Consider the following 14,957-nt stretch of genomic DNA (forward strand, 5'->3'; position numbering starts at 1 on the left):
AAGGCAACCGACCAGAAGTGAAGCGCGTTTGGTTGACTCGTGCAAGGTGCTTTGGTTGTGTCGGAGCATGCCGATCGCCGAGTGCGTGCGCAGCGGAGCGCGGGTGCATTGTCGTTGCGCGACTCGGACGGCGGCATCATGAGAGCGGCGTTCTGTGTTGCCCCGGGGCAGTTCGAGCTGCGTGACGTTCCCGAACCGGCGCCCGCTCCGGGCGAGGTCTTGATCAAGATCCACAACTGCGGCATCTGCGGCAGCGATCTACACTGGTATCACGGCGGCGGCATTCCGATTCCGTCGGTATGCCCCGGCCACGAAATCAGCGGCGAGGTGGCGGCGCTGGGTAACGGGGTGCGGGGCGTGCGCGCTGGCGACCGCGTCGCGATTGAACCGCTGCTGGTGTGTCACGAGTGTCGCTACTGTCGCAGCGGCGAGTACCAACTCTGCCGTCGGATGCGCATTCGCGGCATTAGTGCGGACGGCGGCTTTGCCGACTACGTGAGCATGCCGGAGTCCGCCGTCTTTCCGCTGCCGCAGTCGGTGGACTGGGAACTGGGTGCGATGGCTGAGCCGATGGCCGTGTGCGTGCATGCGCTGCGGCTCGCAGCGTTGCCGGTGGGCGCGCGGGTGTTGGTGCTGGGTGCGGGCACCATTGGTTTGCTGGCGATCGTGGCTGCACGCGCGGCCGGTGCGGCCGAGGTGTTGATCAGTGCGCGCTATCCGCACCAACACGCGGCGGCCGAACGGCTCGGGGCGCGAGTGTTTGACGCGAGCAGTGAGGGCGCGGCGCGATTGATCGACTACGGCTATCACAATCCCGTCGATGCCGTGATTGAAACCGTCGGCGGTGTAGCGGACACGCTCAACGATGCCGTGCAACTCGTTCGGGCGGGCGGCGTCGTGGTCGTGCTCGGCGTGTTTACCGGTCCGGTGACGTGCAACGGTTTGTTGCTGGTGTCGAAGGAGGTTCGCATCGTCGGTTCGCTGACCTATAGCCGCGCCGGCGTGCGCGCCGAATTCGAGATCGCGTTGCAGCTCCTCGCCGAGCAGCGCACGAGCTTGCGACCGCTGGTTACGCACACCTTCTCGCTCGATCGCGTCGGCGAGGGCTTTGCCGCGGCGAGCGACAAAACGTCTGGCGCGATCAAGGTGACGGTCACATCCTGATTGAGAGGGCGAAGCTTCGCTGATTCGCGTGGCTCGCCAGAAGGCTCGCCCTCCCTCGGATCGTGGGCAGTGCGGAGAGTGATGGGTTGCGGGAGGGCGAAGCTTCCGCTGAGCCGCAGGGCACGGGATGCGCGGCTCGCCGGAAGGCTCGCCCTCCCGGCCGTCTTGTGCGAAGGGGGATTCCGATGGCGTTGCCAGAACGCAAACGCCCGACGACCGGGGTTGTCGTTTCGTCGGACGGACCGACGATCGTCTTCGTCACTGTTTGCACCAAGGATCGTCGTCGTTGGCTTGCCACGCCGCAGGTCCACGCCCTGTTGCGAACGCTATGGGCGGACTCGCGCGCTTGGCGTGTTGGTCGGTACGTTCTCATGCCCGATCACCTTCATCTCTTCTGCGCCCCCGGGGTTTCCGACATCTCGCTGGCGCGTTGGGTGAAATACTGGAAGGCGCAAGTGACTCACCACCATCGTGTCGCGGACCATCAGTGGCAAGCCGGCTGCTGGGACACGCGCTTGCGAACCGGCGAGAGCTACGAGCGCAAGTGGGACTACGTGCGCAACAACCCGGTGCGACAACAGTTGGTCGGAGGCGCGAAGGATTGGCCGTATCAAGGCGAGTTGGCTGTTCTCCCCTGGTATTAGACTCGGATGAGGTCTTGGGAGGGCGAAGCTCCCCTGAGCCGCAGGGCGGGGGATGCACGGCTCGCCGGAAGGCTCGCCCTCCCGTCGGACTGGTTGAACGTACCGAGCGTGATGATTCCGGGAGGGCGAAGCTTCCGCTGAGCCGCGGCAGTGCGCGGTTCGCCGGAAGGCTCGCCCTCCCTTTTCTTTGCGCGCGTACCTGAGTAAGACAGCCACATCATGCCGGACATGGATTGGGGCAAGTCGCTGTACGGAGAGTCGTCCGCACAAAAGAAGGAGCGAACAATGGCCGTTGTCGATGGAGGCACTCTGGTCGGTCGAGTCCTGCGCGAACAGAATGTGAAGCATTTGTTCGCGATCAATGGCGGACACACGTTCCCGATTCTTGCGAATCTGCGCAACAACGACATCAAGCTGATTCACATGCGGCACGAACAAGCGTGCGCGTACGCCGCCGATGCCTATGCGCGCACGACGGCGGGCGTCGGCGTGTGCAGCGTGACGGCGGGCTGCGGCCTGACCAACGCGGTGACTGGCTTGTGCGTGGCGGGACTGACGAACAGCGCCGTGGTGTGCATCGCCGGCCAGCATCCGACGACGGAGGACTACCTCGGTTCGTTCCAAGAGGCGTACGGCTCGGACGTCTGCCGCAGCTTTTCGAAGTACGTGAAGCGGGTGCTCGACTGGAGCACGATCGAATTCGATTTGCGGCTGGCTTTCCGCGAAGCCCTCAGTCCGCCGCAAGGGGTGGGTTTGATCGAGATTCCCACCAACATTCTCTATCACGGCGACGATGAGTCGAAGCAGCGCAAAGGCGCCAAGGTCTACGAGCCGGATGCCGTGCGCTCGCAAGGCGACCCGGCGCAAATCGAACGCGCGCTCGAACTGCTGGTGCGCGCGGAACGGCCGTTGATCGCGTGCGGCGATGGGATCTTCTGGTCACAGGCCGGCGCCGAGTTGCGCGAACTCGTCGACCTGACGCACATCCCAGCCTATGCGCGGCGAGCCGGGCAGGGTGCGATTGCCGAGGATCATCCGCTGGCGATCCGCGGCTCGTGGAAGAAGCCGTTCACCGGTCGCGCGGATGTGGTGTTGGCGATCGGCTTCCGCTTCTGGAGCGGCGAGCATTTCGGCGAGCCTCCGACATGGAACGACAAGGCGACCTATATCCAGGCCGATCCGGTGCCGAGCCGCATCGGGTGGCAGGTGCCGGCGGAAGTTGCGATCGTCGGCGATCCGAAGTTGGTGCTGCGCCAATTGATCGATACGGCCAAGCGCCTGAAGTTGGACTTCTCGCGTCAGCGCCAGTCGGCGTGGGTGAAGGAAGTCGCCGAGGTGCGTGCAAACTACGAGAACCTGATCGACGAGAGCGAACAGAAAGTGCGCGACCGCACCCCTATTCATCCCGATCGACTGGCGCGCGATCTGTGCGCGGTGATGGACAAGGACGCCACGGTCGTCATCGACTCGTTCACGCTCAGCGGTTGGATGACGCAGTGGTTCCGCGCTCGCTTTCCCGGACAAGTTGTCGATGCCGGTCCGCTGGCTCCGGTCGGTCATGGCGTCGGTATGGCGATCGGTGTGCAACTCGCGCGACCAGGTAAGCAAGTCGTGCTCGTCACCGGCGACGGCGGCCTCGGCATCGGCGGCTGGGACATCGAAACCGCGCTGCGCTACGATCTGCCAGTCCAAACCGTGCTGTGGAACAACAGCTCATGGGGCCCGAGCTTTGAGCAGATGCCGTTGCTCAAAGGCCGCACCGATCCGTTCAACATGATCGAGAACATCCGGTACGATCAGATGTTCAAGATCATGGGTTGTCACGGCGAGCACGCCGAGAAACCCGACGAGATCGTCCCGGCGCTCGAACGCGCGTTCAAGTCCGGCAAAGCGTCGCTGATCAACGTGGTTGGCGACAAACGCGTGGGGCATCCGCGCTTAGGCGGTAATCTGCTCGGATCGACGCAGGTCTGAGCGCTCAGATCGCGCCGCCGTCGCGCAGAGCGGCGATCTCCCGCGCTGACAAACCGAGCAACTCAGACAACACCTCGTCGGTATGTTGTCCGATCGTTGGCGGTGGCGTCACTGAGGGCTCCGGATCGTCCGAGAGTTTGATCGGCGTGCCGATCACCTTCACGCTGCCGCGTCCGGGATACTCGACCTCGCGCACGATGGCGCGTTCGACGAGGTGCGGATCGCGGCCGACTTCGGGGAGCGTCCGCACCGGTGCGCTGGGGATGCCGGCGGCGGCGACGGCGTGCGCCACGTCATCGCGGTTGCGAGTGATCGTCCATTTTTCAACTTCGGCTTCGATCGTCTGCCAATCGGCGGCGCGCTCGGGCACGCCGTGCCAGCGCGCGTTGGCGAGCATGTCGGGACGGTCCATCAAGCGGCAGAGATCGAGCCAGTGTTGGTTCGACACGCACATGATGGCGACGTAGCCGCCATCGGCGCAGGGGAAGTTGTTGTACGGCGTGGCACCACCAACGACATGCCGATTGCCGCTGCGAGTGATTTCCTGGTTCAGTTCGTAGAACGGCGCGAGATAGCTGAGCAGGGCGGGGACGGCGGCGTCGAACATCGCGACTTCGACACGTTGCCCGCGTCCGGTTCGTTCGCGCTCCCGCAACGCAAGCAGGATTCCGGCGAGCAGATGCGTGGCGCCGAGCATATCGATGAACGTCGGTCCACACTTCACCGGCGGTAAGTCGGGGTAGCCGGTGATGGCCATCGCGCCGACGAGGGCCTGAATGGTGAAGTCCATCGCGGGGTAGCCGACATATGGACCGGTGGTGCCGAAGCCGCTGCCAGAGGCGAAGACGAGGCGCGGATTGCGCACGCTGACCACGTCGTAGCCGATGCCGAGTCGTTCCATCACGCCGGCGGCGAAGTTTTCGACGATCACGTCTGCATGTTCGGTGAGCTGCAGAAACAGCTCGCGTCCGCGCTCGTGCTTGAGGTTGATGGTGACGCCGCGCTTGTTGGCGTTGAGCATGAGGAACGGATAGCTGGCGCCGCCGGGCGAGCGGTCCATGCGCCGCAAGACGTCGCCCTGCGGCGACTCGATCTTGATGACGTCGGCGCCGTGATGCGCGAGCAGGAGTGAGCAGTACGGGCCGTTGTAGATCTGCCCCAGTTCGAGCACGGTGAGGCCGGCGAGCGGTCGCGTCGACGCGGTCATGATTGGGGGGGTGTAGCAGGTGTCGCCGGGCAGGGGCCAGCGGCGACGCAATTCAATACCCGGCTTGCGCTACCGCTGGCAGACGCTGATACTCGCGGCAAATCTCATCCGGAGGTGCTGTGATGAAGCTCTACAACATGAACCTGAGCAACTTCGCTTCGAAGTGCCGGCTGGCGATCTACGAGAAGAACGCGCCGGTCGACATCGTCGCGATTCCCGGCGGCGAGTTGAAGTCACCCGAGTATTTGAAAGTCTACCCACTCGGGAAGACGCCGGCGCTGGAAGTGAACGGGCAGATCATCGGCGAATCGGAAGTCATCGTCGAATACTTCGAAGAGAAGTTTCCCGACAAGCCGTTGCTGCCGAAGGACCCCGAGAGCCGGGCGCGGTCGCGTGGCTTCGGCCGTTTCCACGATCTGTATCTCGAACCACCGATCCGGGCGCTGTTCCCGCAAGTGGCGGCGAAGGAGAAGGATCAGAAGTTGATCGCCGACAAGCTGGCGGAAATCAAAACCCGCTTCGATCAACTCGAAGGCATGTTGTCGTCGGGGCCGTACGCGTTGGGGAGCGCGTTCACGCTGGCCGACTGCGCGGTGATCCCGACGATGTTCTTCGCTAACTTGCTGTTGCCGATGCTCGGTGGCGCGGCGCCGACCGAGGGGCGTCCGAAGCTCGCCGCATGGTGGGCCAAGGTGCAAGAGCGCCCCGCCGTGCAGAAGGTGCTCGGCGAGCAGCAGCAGGCTCTGATGGAGATGCAGCAGCGGCGGTAGGGGTCAGGGGCTAGGGGTTAGGGGTTAGGGTCTGGGAAACGGCCGGCGCCCTACGCGGGCGATGGTGTTGAGTGCCGCGTCGTCGATTGATGTGGCGATAGCTCGCGCCGCCTGAACGTAGGCATCTCGACTCATCGCACTGGAGGATCACTCATGGGCTACGAATTCATCAAATACGAGAAGGACGGGCGCATCGCCCGCATCATGATCAATCGGCCGGAGGTGATGAATTCCCTGCACCCGATGGCGAATCAGGAACTGTCGGCGATCTTCGACGATTTCGCGGGCGATCCCGAGTGTTGGGTGGCGATCGTCACCGGCGCGGGTGAGAAGGCGTTCTCGGCGGGCAACGACCTGAAGTACTCGGCGCAGCACGGCATGGGTGCGGTATCGATGGGCAAGGGCGGTTTTGGCGGCCTCACCGCGCGCTTCGATTTGTTCAAGCCGGTGATCGCGGCGGTCAACGGCTTCGCGCTCGGTGGCGGGTTCGAGATCGCGCTCGCGTGCGACATCATCGTCGCCGCCGATCACGCCCGCTTCGGCTTGCCGGAGCCCAAGGTCGGCTTGGCGGCGCTGGCCGGCGGCATGCAGCGATTGCCGCGCCACATTCCGCCGAAAATCGCGATGGGTCTGATGCTCACCGGCCGTCATCTGATGGCGGCGGATGCGCTCAAACTCGGCATCGTCAACGAGGTCGTGCCGTTTAAGGACTTGGCGGCCACGGCGGATCGCTGGGCGAATGAGATTCTCGAATGCTCGCCAACCTCGGTGCGCGCCACTAAGCAGGTCGCACTCCTCAGCGAGGGGATGCCGCTCGAAGATTCGCTCAAGAAATCCTATCCGTTGGTCGGTGCCCTGTTCGGGTCGGAAGACATGATGGAGGGCGTTACAGCGTTTGCGCAGAAGCGCAAGCCGCAGTGGAAGGGGAAGTAACCCTCGCCCCGTCAGGGGTGCCTAAGATGACAGAAGCCCGAGGGAGATACTCTCCCTCGGGCTTCTGTGCTTGTCAGAGCGGGCGACCGGGTTCGAACCGGCGACTTCAACCTTGGCAAGGTTGCGCTCTAGCCAGCTGAGCTACGCCCGCACGCATCGGAATCTAGCGAAGGATTGCCGCGGAGTCAAAACAGACTGAACGAACAGGCGGAAACGAATACCAGGACGGCACTGCGCGTCTAATCGGCCATGAATCGTATTGCGAAACACGAACTCCCCAAGCAGCGGGTCGCCGCGCGCATGCGCCGTTTGGGGCTTGCCGTCCGTTCCGTGCACTCCAACCTGGGACACGATCTGTTGGTCGACGATCATCTGCTGGTCAGTTTGCGCGTCGCCTTTCCCAGCGTTCGCCATCACCGCGTGCGTGTGGGTGGGCGCGAGTACCGTTATCGGTACCCCAGTTGGCACTTCAACTTTCACCACCACGGCGAGATGAAGGATCGCTATACCGACTTTTTCGTCTGCGTCGCGGTGCCGCCGGCGAACGCAGCACGCGCCACGGAGATCTTTGTGATTCCCTGGGAGGGCCTGCGTGGTAAGACGTTCTCGTTGCACGCCGGCCGCCACCGCTACGCGGGGCAATACGCCTGCTATCGCGACGGTTGGGCGCAACTTGTTGAGGCGGTTCGGCGCGAAGCAACCCACCTCCGCGCGGTTGCCTAACCTCAGTCCGATAAAGGAGAGGAAACCGCCGATGTACGCCGATGAACGCAGATGCGGAATTCGGCGCGACTGGCGACTCATCGCGTGATCACCACATGCGCTCCGATCAGATTTAGCGATCTCTCCTGTCTTGGCGGAACGCTCTGATCGGCGGACATCGCGGAGATGGCTACGGAGTGACGGTGATGGTCACCGAGTCGCTGTCGGTCCGCCCGTCGGGGTCGCGAATGGTAACGGTCGTGTTGTACTCGCCCGGCTTTTCGTAAACGTGGTTTGGGCTCTGCTCCTTGACGTGCGGCGTCCCATCGCCGAAGTCCCATTCGAAGAGGGAGGGTCCGTCGGTGCAGCCGCCTTCGGCCTGCATCGAAGCGTTGAACGGCGCCTTGCCTTCGATGTTGGGAGGTACGGCGACGACCGCGCAGTGCGGCGGCTCGGGCGTGGTCGGCACTTCCGGTGCGGCGACCCGGGGCGGCGGTGGCGGCGGCAGCTTGCCCTCGATTCGTCGTGGTTGCGGTGGCGGCGGGGCTTCGGTGCACGACCGGCACGACGAAAGCAGGACGGCCGTGGAAAGCAACAGACTGAGGAGCAACAAGCGGCGTACGGACGACATAGCGGCACTTTGTAGCGGGGCGGAGGCGGGGGCGTCAAGCCATCGTGGTCACCCTGTCGATGGTCAGTCCGTCGGCTCCTCTCCGTTGGGTTCGGTCTGCTCGGGTTCATCCACTTGGATTTCGATCTCCTTGCTGCCCTGCTGCCCGTTGGTGTGGGTGACCGTGAGCTTCAGCGTGTAGGTCCCCGCCGCGATGTAGACGTGTTCCGCGTTCTTGCCGCGCGTCGAGCCGCCGTCACCGAACGACCACTCGTACGCGGCCACATCGTTCTCCATATCGTCCGGGACCACAGCGGACAGTTTCGTTTTCAGCGGCGCCGGGCCGATGTCGGGATCGGCTTCGATGTCGACGTCGAAGCCTTCCTCGGTGACGTCGATGCTGAACTCGCGCGTCTCGTCGATCTCCGGTCCGGCGAGCGTCAACACCGCCGTGTATTCGCCTGCGTTGCGATAGCGGTGGATGGGGCTCTTGACGGTCACCGGCGGGCTGGCGTCGCCGAAGTCCCAGCGGAAGGTGAGACCCGCAGGCGGATCCTCGATGGTGAGCGTGAACTCGACATCGAGAGGCGCGCCGCCGGAGGTTGGTTCGGCGTCGGCGTCGAAAGTGAAACCGCTCCCCGGCTCGTCGGCGCTGTCGTCGGACTCCTCGGCGGGCGGCGCGGTTGGGGCGATGATGAGTCCGGCTCCCATCGACGGGGCGACGATGCGTCCGGCCGCGGGTACCGCAGCGGAATCACTCACGTCAGCGTCGCCTGCCCCGCCGCAACCGATGAAGCGGCAGCCCATCAGTGCGAGGCACAAGAGCAATGGCGCTTGCGTGATCCAGTGGCGCGCGCGCGCGTTCCGATTCATCGCGAGTCATTTACTGGGGCCGCAGCGGGTGTGTCAATTCGCCGAGCGCTCGCTCGTCCTCACGGAGAGCCAGATTCGGAGGAAGAGAACTCAACGCAAAGTCGCCACGGCGCAAAGGCGCAAGGCGAGTATTCTTTGAAGGAGGGCTCATCCCTCTGAGCTACTACTCCCGAAAGTCGTTGTGCATCGCGAAGCGTTTTGCCAGCCACCTTCGACTTTGGACTTTGAACCTTGAACTTCGGATTGAGGCTCGGTTGCGTGGGTACAGGGCGTATGTTAGCTGACCGCACGCGCGGCGGCGTACCCAAGTGGTTAAGGGAGGGGTCTGCAAAACCCCGATGCAGCGGTTCGAATCCGCTCGCCGCCTTTCTCGCCTGTATGCCCGGACCGGCCGGCCGGGGTGGTGGAACTGGCAGACACACAGGACTTAAAATCCTGTGGGGGTTTCCCCCGTGCGGGTTCGAGCCCCGCCCCCGGCACTTGCACTAACAGCCGCCCGGCGCGACGTTGCAGATAGTAGAGGACGTGCGCTATAGCCCCGTCTTCAGCGCAGGGGCGATAGCCAATGCCATTTTTCCTTCGCAAGGCGATGACGTTCGGTCCGCTTCGACTGAACGTATCCAAGTCGGGTCTCGGGGTGTCAGTCGGCGTCAAGGGCGCGAGGATAGGGATTCGCGGTTCAGACGGCCAGCCGTACGTGCACGGCGGGCGGTACGGGTTGTACTACAGGCAGAATCTGGGGTCGGTGAAGCCGGGCGGTGGTGGCACCAGCCAAGGGACGCGTCCCGTGAAGCGTGATGCTGAAGCTCAGATCGAGCGCGCTACTGCAATTGTTGTTGAAGTGCTTGAGGAAACACGTGACGACTGGCTCCCTACCTTCCGGTACGAACTCGATATCACGTTGCACCCGAGTGGAAAATTTGAGGATGAGGACTCCGCGACGACGAAAGAGAAGAGACGACTTGCCGACGAATTGGTGGAAGAGGCTCAAGGGCGGCTCACGCGTGAGGGCTTCCCGGTCGGCGACGAAAAGTTCGATCGAGTGACTGGCGCTACCCTAAGCGAATTGATGCTACAAATGGCCTTTCCCGTGGAGTCGCGTCAGCCGTGGGGCGTGGAGCTCGACGACATGCTCGGCAGAGTCGCGGACGTGGCCACGCAAATTGTGCATCTACGCAGGTTCGATACATGGGCAAGAGTGGCTCCAGGCGGCCAACTACCCACCGACCAACGGGTATGGAGTCAGCGGGTAGGGGATGTAGCGATGGAATTGAATAATATCATCATGCTTGAGTTGAAACGCCAAGGGCTGGTGCTGGAGAGCAATCCGATCTACCTGGCGCGTCTCAACGACGTAGCCGCCGACGTGGTGGGAGCGAGCATCTTGCACCCCACACCCGATGTGATCTCGTGGCACCACCAGGGTTGCCCACCCAGAGGAGCCGCCCCCTCGGTCGACCCAGAGCAACAAATGAAGGCGGACCCTGAGTTGGCGCAGCCCGCGCCACAGCTTCACGGCGGGGTCATGGCCGTATGGCTTTTCTAGCCCTTTTGTTTTCCTATCTTGTGGTTGTTTTGGCCAAATAGGTGGCGATCCGGTTGCATCGAGACGCTTGCGGACAAGTCAACAATACAGTTGAGCTAGACGGGAAGGACGTGGCGCTGCGAACCAGCCCAGCCAGCGCCGGTAACCCGCCAGAGGACACCAGCACCAAACGCTCAGGCCGCCGTGATCGCGGTCGGTCCGGGCCGCTAGTGCAACGCTCAGTCTTTCATCTGCCGATGTTCGAGCGAGGGTCGGTGATGGCAACGGCATTGGAGAAGTGCCGAGTGGCGCGTAGCGAGTCACCTGGTTTGCCCGTGCGTGATAGCTGCGCGATGTCGAGGAAAGAGGAGGCGCTCTTGGCCGCGGACGATCTACCTAGTACAAATGCTAGAGGTACATGGACACTACAGAAACCGCGAGGCTCCGGAGATTCGCGCTGACGGCGGCCCTCCTCCTCATTACCTACGTAGAGGCGGGAATCGTTGTCGAACCCGATGCACGGATCTCGGTGTTCGGTGTTCCGGTTCATGTCGGGCGCCCTGATCTGCTTCCTGCCGGGCTCGCGCTCGCGGCGCTCTGCGGCGGCCTCCGCTTTTACTACTACGGTCTCATGCTTGCGACGAGCCCGCATCGAAAGCGCAGAGAACTCCTCAACGGTCTCACGGCCCATTTCGACGAATACATCCGGCCAGGAAAACCCATCAAGCCCGGCGCGGTCGTCTCCGGCACCAAGATTCCAATGTACTGGGGGCCGCAGAAGTTCGAGACAGCATCGCACTATGACGAAGAGCTTGTGCGGAAGCGCGCCATGGCCTTCGACAATGTATTTCCAAAATTCGCTTGCAAGCGCGCATCCGCGCGAGTCGTGGGTGAAACGTTTCTTGATGATGAGGGCGAAACACATCAAAACTACTGCGTTGAAGTCATCGTGCCTCTACGTTGTCGTGCCGCAGCGATCTTCGAGGATCTCGACTACACGGCTCCAGCGTGGGTGAGTGCTTGCGCCTTCCTGCTCTTTCTCCGGACGCTTGCTTGACCGAGCCCATGCTCTCCCAATCCCTTTGCAACCGCTCCCCCCACGGAGCGGCGACCGGGGAAGGCGAGGGTCAACACTCGCATGGCGGCCTTTGTTTCCTTGCAGTTGACACATGCGGGCAGTTTCACCCCGAAGGTGAGCGATGACCCAGACCTCCGATCCCGCTCAGTTCTTTGCGGATAGAAGCCGAAGCTACGTTCGTTTCGTCCGCTCCGTGCGCTATCCGCAAGGGCTTCGCGGCTTCTTCCTGAGTTCGCCGTTGCTCCGTTCCGATCTCCGGGTACTTGACGCGGGCTGTGGGACCGGCATCGTCACGCTCGCGTTGCGCGAGGCTCTCCTGCGTCGCGGCCTTCGTCCTGGAATCACACACGGCTTCGATCTCACTCCGGCGATGATCGAGCGCTTCCGCCAGTCGCTGCGAACGCGGGCGATCGAAAACGTGGACCTCGTGCAGGCCGATGTCCTTCGACTGGATACGCTTCCGACTTCCTGGAACAACTACGACCTCATCGTTTCAGCCTCGATGTTGGAATACGTTCCGCCGAATCGATTGGTCGACGCGCTGCGCGGGCTGCGTGGACTGCTGAACGAAGAGGGCACGCTCTTGCTCTTCATCACGCGACGAAACTGCCTGACGCGGCCACTCATCGGCCACTGGTGGGCGTCGAATCTCTACACCGCGCAAGAGATCGAGGAAGCATTCCGTCAGGCGGGCTTCTCAGCGATCGCCTTCCGGAACTTCCCGCTCGCGGTCGCCTACCTTGCTCTGTGGGGTCATATCGTCGAGGCGCGACGCTGAGGGCGTTCGCATGTGCCCACCCCGCCGCAGTCTCGATGAGACAAAAGAAGGTTCACCGCAGAGAACACCGAGGGCGCCGAGCCGCGCGAGAATTCACCCTGCATAGCAAATCTCATTGGGGATGACCTTTCGATCGCTGATGCGGTGATGCGATTGGTCGAGGTTCTCTGCGGTCTCGGCGATCTCGGCGGTGAATCGGTCTTCCGGCACGTGCCGGCTTGGCTCAGTCGCACCAGTGTGCTTTCATACCGCTCAAGGATGGGCGGGGTGGACTACGAAGGTAATTTGAATCGACGCAATCCCCTCCGAAAACTTCTGTGAACAAATCCTTCATCGTTGGTGTGCGTCTGCTGATCGCGACGCTCGTGGTGGCCAGTTCAACCGCTTACGCGCGGCAGTGGACGGAGGAGGACTTCCTCCACAAGCGCGGCGCCGCGCACTTCATGATCGTCGCCGGCAACGATTGGCGCGCCACGCAGTCGGTCGTCGGCAGCACGCGCTTCTACCAAGTGCAGCAAGGCGATACGTTCCTCGATCTCGCGCGCTACAACGGCCTCGGTTACAACGAGTTGGTCGAAGCCAATCCCGGCGTCGATGTGTGGATACCGCCCCCCGGGCAAGTGATCCTGCTGCCGACCGAGTTCGCCTTGCCCGACGTGAGCCCGCGCGGCGTGGTCGTCAACATTCCGGAGATGCGGCTGTACTACTTCCACAAGCGTCCCAACGAGCAGACGCCACTACTCGTCACCACCTACCCGGTCGGACTCGGGCGCGACGATTGGAAGACGCCGGTCGGTACGTTCAAGGTGGTCGAGAAGACCGTCAACCCACGATGGATCTTGCCCGAATCGATCCGTGCCGAGCATCGCAAGGACGGCCGGCCGGCGCCGCCGTTCATCGAGGGCGGTGATCCGGAGAATCCGCTCGGCAAGTATCGCTTGCGGCTGACGCTGCCGCTCTACGGCATCCACGGCACTGACATCCCGTGGGGTGTCGGCATGCAGGTCAGTCACGGCTGCGTGCGTTTGTATCCCGAGGACATCGAACAGCTCTTTCCCCTGGTGTCGGTGGGCGACCCCGGCGAGTTCGTCTATCAGCCGGTCAAGATCGGATCGCGCAACGGTGAGATCTACGCCGAGGTGCACAAGGACATCTACAATCTGACGCCAGGTCCGTACCGTGAGGCGCAACGATTGTTGCAAAAATTCGGTTGGGCCAATCGGGTCGACGATGCTCGGCTCCGTCGCGCGATCACCGAGGAGTCGGGTGCTCCCATCTTGATCTCGCGCGATGCGGCGAGCGATGCGGTGGTGGAAGAGCGATTTCGCCCGCGGCCCACGCCAGCGCGCGTCGAGGGCGTCACGCCAGCCGTGCAAGCCGCGAAACCACGCTGACGTTGTGGACAACCCTTCGCATTCCCAACGTGCTCCCTTTCCCGTGCGTCTCCGTGTCTCTGCGGCGAGAACCTTTCTGCCAGCAGCCCGTTGAAAAGTGCGGCGCCCTTCGAGACGGCGCTTCGCGCCTCCTCAGGGTGAGCGGGAAAATGTTGTGGCAGAAGGGAAGAACCGCTCATGCTGAGGAGCGCCGACAGGCGCGTCTCGAAGCATGCGGAGTTCTTCAACAGGCTGCTAGTTCTAGTTGCCCATCGCCAGCGGCGTACCGAGACAGAAACAGCGCGAGGCGACGGTGGGATCGGTCCGTCGTACCTCCTCACAACCGAGCTCGGTCCGGAACACCGTGCCCTGGACATCAGAGACTGTGACGATGCGGCGTGTCGGTGGAAACGTCTGTGGGTGCGGGTACGCATAGTAACCCCACACGGTGCACGTCAGCGCGGCGCTCAGCCGATACTGCAGCACGTTCACCTGGTCGTTGAGGGTCTGGTTCTCTTGCGCCAGTTGAGCTTGGCGCTCGCGCTGTGCGGCGGCGCGGCTGGCGACCTCTTCGGACTCCTTGCCGATGCGATCGAGTTCCTGCACCAGCACATTGTTCTCCTGCCGCAGCGCGGCGAGTTCTTCGTTCAGCGCGGCGTTCTCCGCCTCGCTTTGTTCGCGCTCGGCTTTGAGCGCGCTCAGCGACGCGTTGAGTTTGGTGAGCCGGGGTTCCGCCACCGGGCTCGGACTGGGAGTTGGCGATGCGGCGGCGACTGCAAAGCGCCGCTCGCTTTGAATTAGCGCCCCAAAAAACGGCGCGCGCACTTTCAATCGGTAGATGCCCGGTTCCGGAAGATCGGCGGCCGTCAATTCGAACGGCGATCGTTGCAGGCCCAAGTCGCGCGGACTGCCGTCATCGCCGTGGAGCGAGAGCGCGAGTCGCGGTGGCCCATCCCACTGCACCACCAGCGGCAACGACACCAGCGCCCCTTCGCCGGGCGAGAGGATGGCTGGCTGCAGCAACCGGTAGAGCGGGGTGTCCAAGTACAGTTCGATCAACAGCAGGGCCGCTATCGTAACCGCCACGATCTCCAAGGTCCGCCGCACAGTCGGCATTATAGGTCAATCGCCGGGCGCGCGACTACCCCGGCTCTCGCAATTGGAGCGCTTGCGAAGGGCTCGCGCAGCGGCCAGAAACTTGACTCAGTGGAACATCCCGGTTAAGCGTCAACGGCTTTTCGACAGGATAAATCAAAGGCGTTTCACGGTGGATAGCGATGGGTTGGAACGACGGATGCCCGCGTCGACGCCGTTGAACCCTCGACC

Annotated in this window: 14 protein-coding genes and 3 tRNA genes; 12 read left to right on the forward strand and 5 right to left on the reverse strand. The window is 63.1% G+C overall.

Annotated elements, in window-relative coordinates:
• The first annotated feature begins 138 nt into the window (after positions 1-138).
• From HYR72_19445 to HYR72_19455, 3 genes are all read left to right on the forward strand, one after another.
• Entirely contained in the window at positions 139-1,164 is a 1,026-nt protein-coding gene (locus tag HYR72_19445) for an alcohol dehydrogenase catalytic domain-containing protein (protein ID MBI1817154.1), read from the forward strand.
• Positions 1,165-1,349: 185 nt separating this feature from the next.
• On the forward strand, positions 1,350-1,808 hold the full coding sequence (locus HYR72_19450; GenBank protein MBI1817155.1) for a transposase: 459 nt from the start codon (positions 1,350-1,352) through the stop codon (positions 1,806-1,808).
• 285 nt (positions 1,809-2,093) lie between these two features.
• Positions 2,094-3,782, forward strand: a complete 1,689-nt coding sequence (locus HYR72_19455) for a thiamine pyrophosphate-binding protein (GenBank protein MBI1817156.1) — start codon at positions 2,094-2,096, stop codon at positions 3,780-3,782.
• A gap of 4 nt (positions 3,783-3,786) precedes the next feature.
• Here HYR72_19455 and HYR72_19460 read toward each other — a convergent pair whose 3' ends face one another.
• Positions 3,787-4,989, reverse strand: a complete 1,203-nt coding sequence (locus HYR72_19460; GenBank protein MBI1817157.1) for a CoA transferase — start codon at positions 4,987-4,989, stop codon at positions 3,787-3,789.
• Between the two features lie 122 nt (positions 4,990-5,111).
• On the opposite strand from HYR72_19460, the gene HYR72_19465 reads away from it, so the two are divergent.
• Together HYR72_19465 and HYR72_19470 are read left to right on the forward strand one after the other, a co-directional pair.
• A complete protein-coding gene (locus HYR72_19465; protein MBI1817158.1) occupies positions 5,112-5,759 on the forward strand; it encodes a glutathione S-transferase family protein in 648 nt (215 codons plus the stop codon).
• A gap of 153 nt (positions 5,760-5,912) precedes the next feature.
• A complete protein-coding gene (locus HYR72_19470; GenBank protein ID MBI1817159.1) occupies positions 5,913-6,692 on the forward strand; it encodes an enoyl-CoA hydratase/isomerase family protein in 780 nt (259 codons plus the stop codon).
• Positions 6,693-6,769: 77 nt separating this feature from the next.
• Here HYR72_19470 and HYR72_19475 read toward each other — a convergent pair.
• Positions 6,770-6,843: transfer RNA gene (locus HYR72_19475), tRNA-Gly, on the reverse strand.
• Positions 6,844-6,941: 98 nt separating this feature from the next.
• Between HYR72_19475 and HYR72_19480 the strand changes: the two genes are divergently transcribed.
• Positions 6,942-7,415 (forward strand): hypothetical protein, encoded by a 474-nt coding sequence (locus HYR72_19480; protein MBI1817160.1) that lies wholly within the window; start codon positions 6,942-6,944, stop codon positions 7,413-7,415.
• A gap of 169 nt (positions 7,416-7,584) precedes the next feature.
• On the opposite strand, the gene HYR72_19485 is transcribed toward HYR72_19480, so the two are convergent.
• Together HYR72_19485 and HYR72_19490 are read right to left on the reverse strand one after the other, a co-directional pair.
• Positions 7,585-8,025 carry a PKD domain-containing protein gene (locus tag HYR72_19485; GenBank protein MBI1817161.1) on the reverse strand — a complete coding sequence of 147 codons (441 nt, stop codon included), beginning with the start codon at positions 8,023-8,025 and terminating at the stop codon, positions 7,585-7,587.
• 63 nt (positions 8,026-8,088) lie between these two features.
• The gene (locus HYR72_19490; GenBank protein MBI1817162.1) at positions 8,089-8,877 is read right to left on the reverse strand and encodes a PKD domain-containing protein; all 789 of its coding nucleotides are present in this window, start codon (positions 8,875-8,877) and stop codon (positions 8,089-8,091) included.
• A 294-nt stretch (positions 8,878-9,171) separates the two neighbouring features.
• On the opposite strand from HYR72_19490, the gene HYR72_19495 reads away from it, so the two are divergent.
• The 6 genes from HYR72_19495 (at position 9,172) to HYR72_19520 (ending at position 13,652) form a co-directional block, all read left to right on the forward strand.
• Positions 9,172-9,244, forward strand: a tRNA-Cys gene (locus HYR72_19495).
• A 27-nt stretch (positions 9,245-9,271) separates the two neighbouring features.
• Positions 9,272-9,356 (forward strand) — tRNA-Leu (locus HYR72_19500).
• A gap of 86 nt (positions 9,357-9,442) precedes the next feature.
• Positions 9,443-10,423 (forward strand): DUF4236 domain-containing protein, encoded by a 981-nt coding sequence (locus HYR72_19505; GenBank protein ID MBI1817163.1) that lies wholly within the window; start codon positions 9,443-9,445, stop codon positions 10,421-10,423.
• A gap of 397 nt (positions 10,424-10,820) precedes the next feature.
• Complete coding sequence (locus HYR72_19510; protein ID MBI1817164.1) at positions 10,821-11,459, forward strand: hypothetical protein; 639 nt, start codon at positions 10,821-10,823, stop codon at positions 11,457-11,459.
• Positions 11,460-11,601: 142 nt separating this feature from the next.
• On the forward strand, positions 11,602-12,258 hold the full coding sequence (locus HYR72_19515; GenBank protein ID MBI1817165.1) for a class I SAM-dependent methyltransferase: 657 nt from the start codon (positions 11,602-11,604) through the stop codon (positions 12,256-12,258).
• 317 nt (positions 12,259-12,575) lie between these two features.
• The gene (locus tag HYR72_19520) at positions 12,576-13,652 is read left to right on the forward strand and encodes a L,D-transpeptidase family protein (protein ID MBI1817166.1); all 1,077 of its coding nucleotides are present in this window, start codon (positions 12,576-12,578) and stop codon (positions 13,650-13,652) included.
• Positions 13,653-13,892: 240 nt separating this feature from the next.
• On the opposite strand, the gene HYR72_19525 is transcribed toward HYR72_19520, so the two are convergent.
• A complete protein-coding gene (locus HYR72_19525; GenBank protein ID MBI1817167.1) occupies positions 13,893-14,717 on the reverse strand; it encodes a hypothetical protein in 825 nt (274 codons plus the stop codon).
• Positions 14,718-14,957 lie beyond the last annotated feature (240 nt).

Source organism: Deltaproteobacteria bacterium (assembly GCA_016178705.1).
Classification (GTDB): Bacteria; Desulfobacterota; Binatia; order HRBIN30; family JACQVA1; genus JACOST01.

Bases quoted from the DNA above. Each gene is read 5' to 3' on its own strand.
- HYR72_19480 (MBI1817160.1), top strand. From the start codon at position 6,942: ATGAATCGTATTGCGAAACACGAACTCCCCAAGCAGCGGGTCGCCGCG.
- HYR72_19450 (MBI1817155.1), top strand. From the start codon at position 1,350: ATGGCGTTGCCAGAACGCAAACGCCCGACGACCGGGGTTGTCGTTTCG.
- HYR72_19505 (MBI1817163.1), top strand. From the start codon at position 9,443: ATGCCATTTTTCCTTCGCAAGGCGATGACGTTCGGTCCGCTTCGACTG.
- HYR72_19445 (MBI1817154.1), top strand. From the start codon at position 139: ATGAGAGCGGCGTTCTGTGTTGCCCCGGGGCAGTTCGAGCTGCGTGAC.
- HYR72_19515 (MBI1817165.1), top strand. From the start codon at position 11,602: ATGACCCAGACCTCCGATCCCGCTCAGTTCTTTGCGGATAGAAGCCGA.
- HYR72_19465 (MBI1817158.1), top strand. From the start codon at position 5,112: ATGAAGCTCTACAACATGAACCTGAGCAACTTCGCTTCGAAGTGCCGG.
- HYR72_19455 (MBI1817156.1), top strand. From the start codon at position 2,094: ATGGCCGTTGTCGATGGAGGCACTCTGGTCGGTCGAGTCCTGCGCGAA.
- HYR72_19510 (MBI1817164.1), top strand. From the start codon at position 10,821: ATGGACACTACAGAAACCGCGAGGCTCCGGAGATTCGCGCTGACGGCG.
- HYR72_19490 (MBI1817162.1), bottom strand. From the start codon at position 8,877: ATGAATCGGAACGCGCGCGCGCGCCACTGGATCACGCAAGCGCCATTG.
- HYR72_19470 (MBI1817159.1), top strand. From the start codon at position 5,913: ATGGGCTACGAATTCATCAAATACGAGAAGGACGGGCGCATCGCCCGC.
- HYR72_19460 (MBI1817157.1), bottom strand. From the start codon at position 4,989: ATGACCGCGTCGACGCGACCGCTCGCCGGCCTCACCGTGCTCGAACTG.
- HYR72_19485 (MBI1817161.1), bottom strand. From the start codon at position 8,025: ATGTCGTCCGTACGCCGCTTGTTGCTCCTCAGTCTGTTGCTTTCCACG.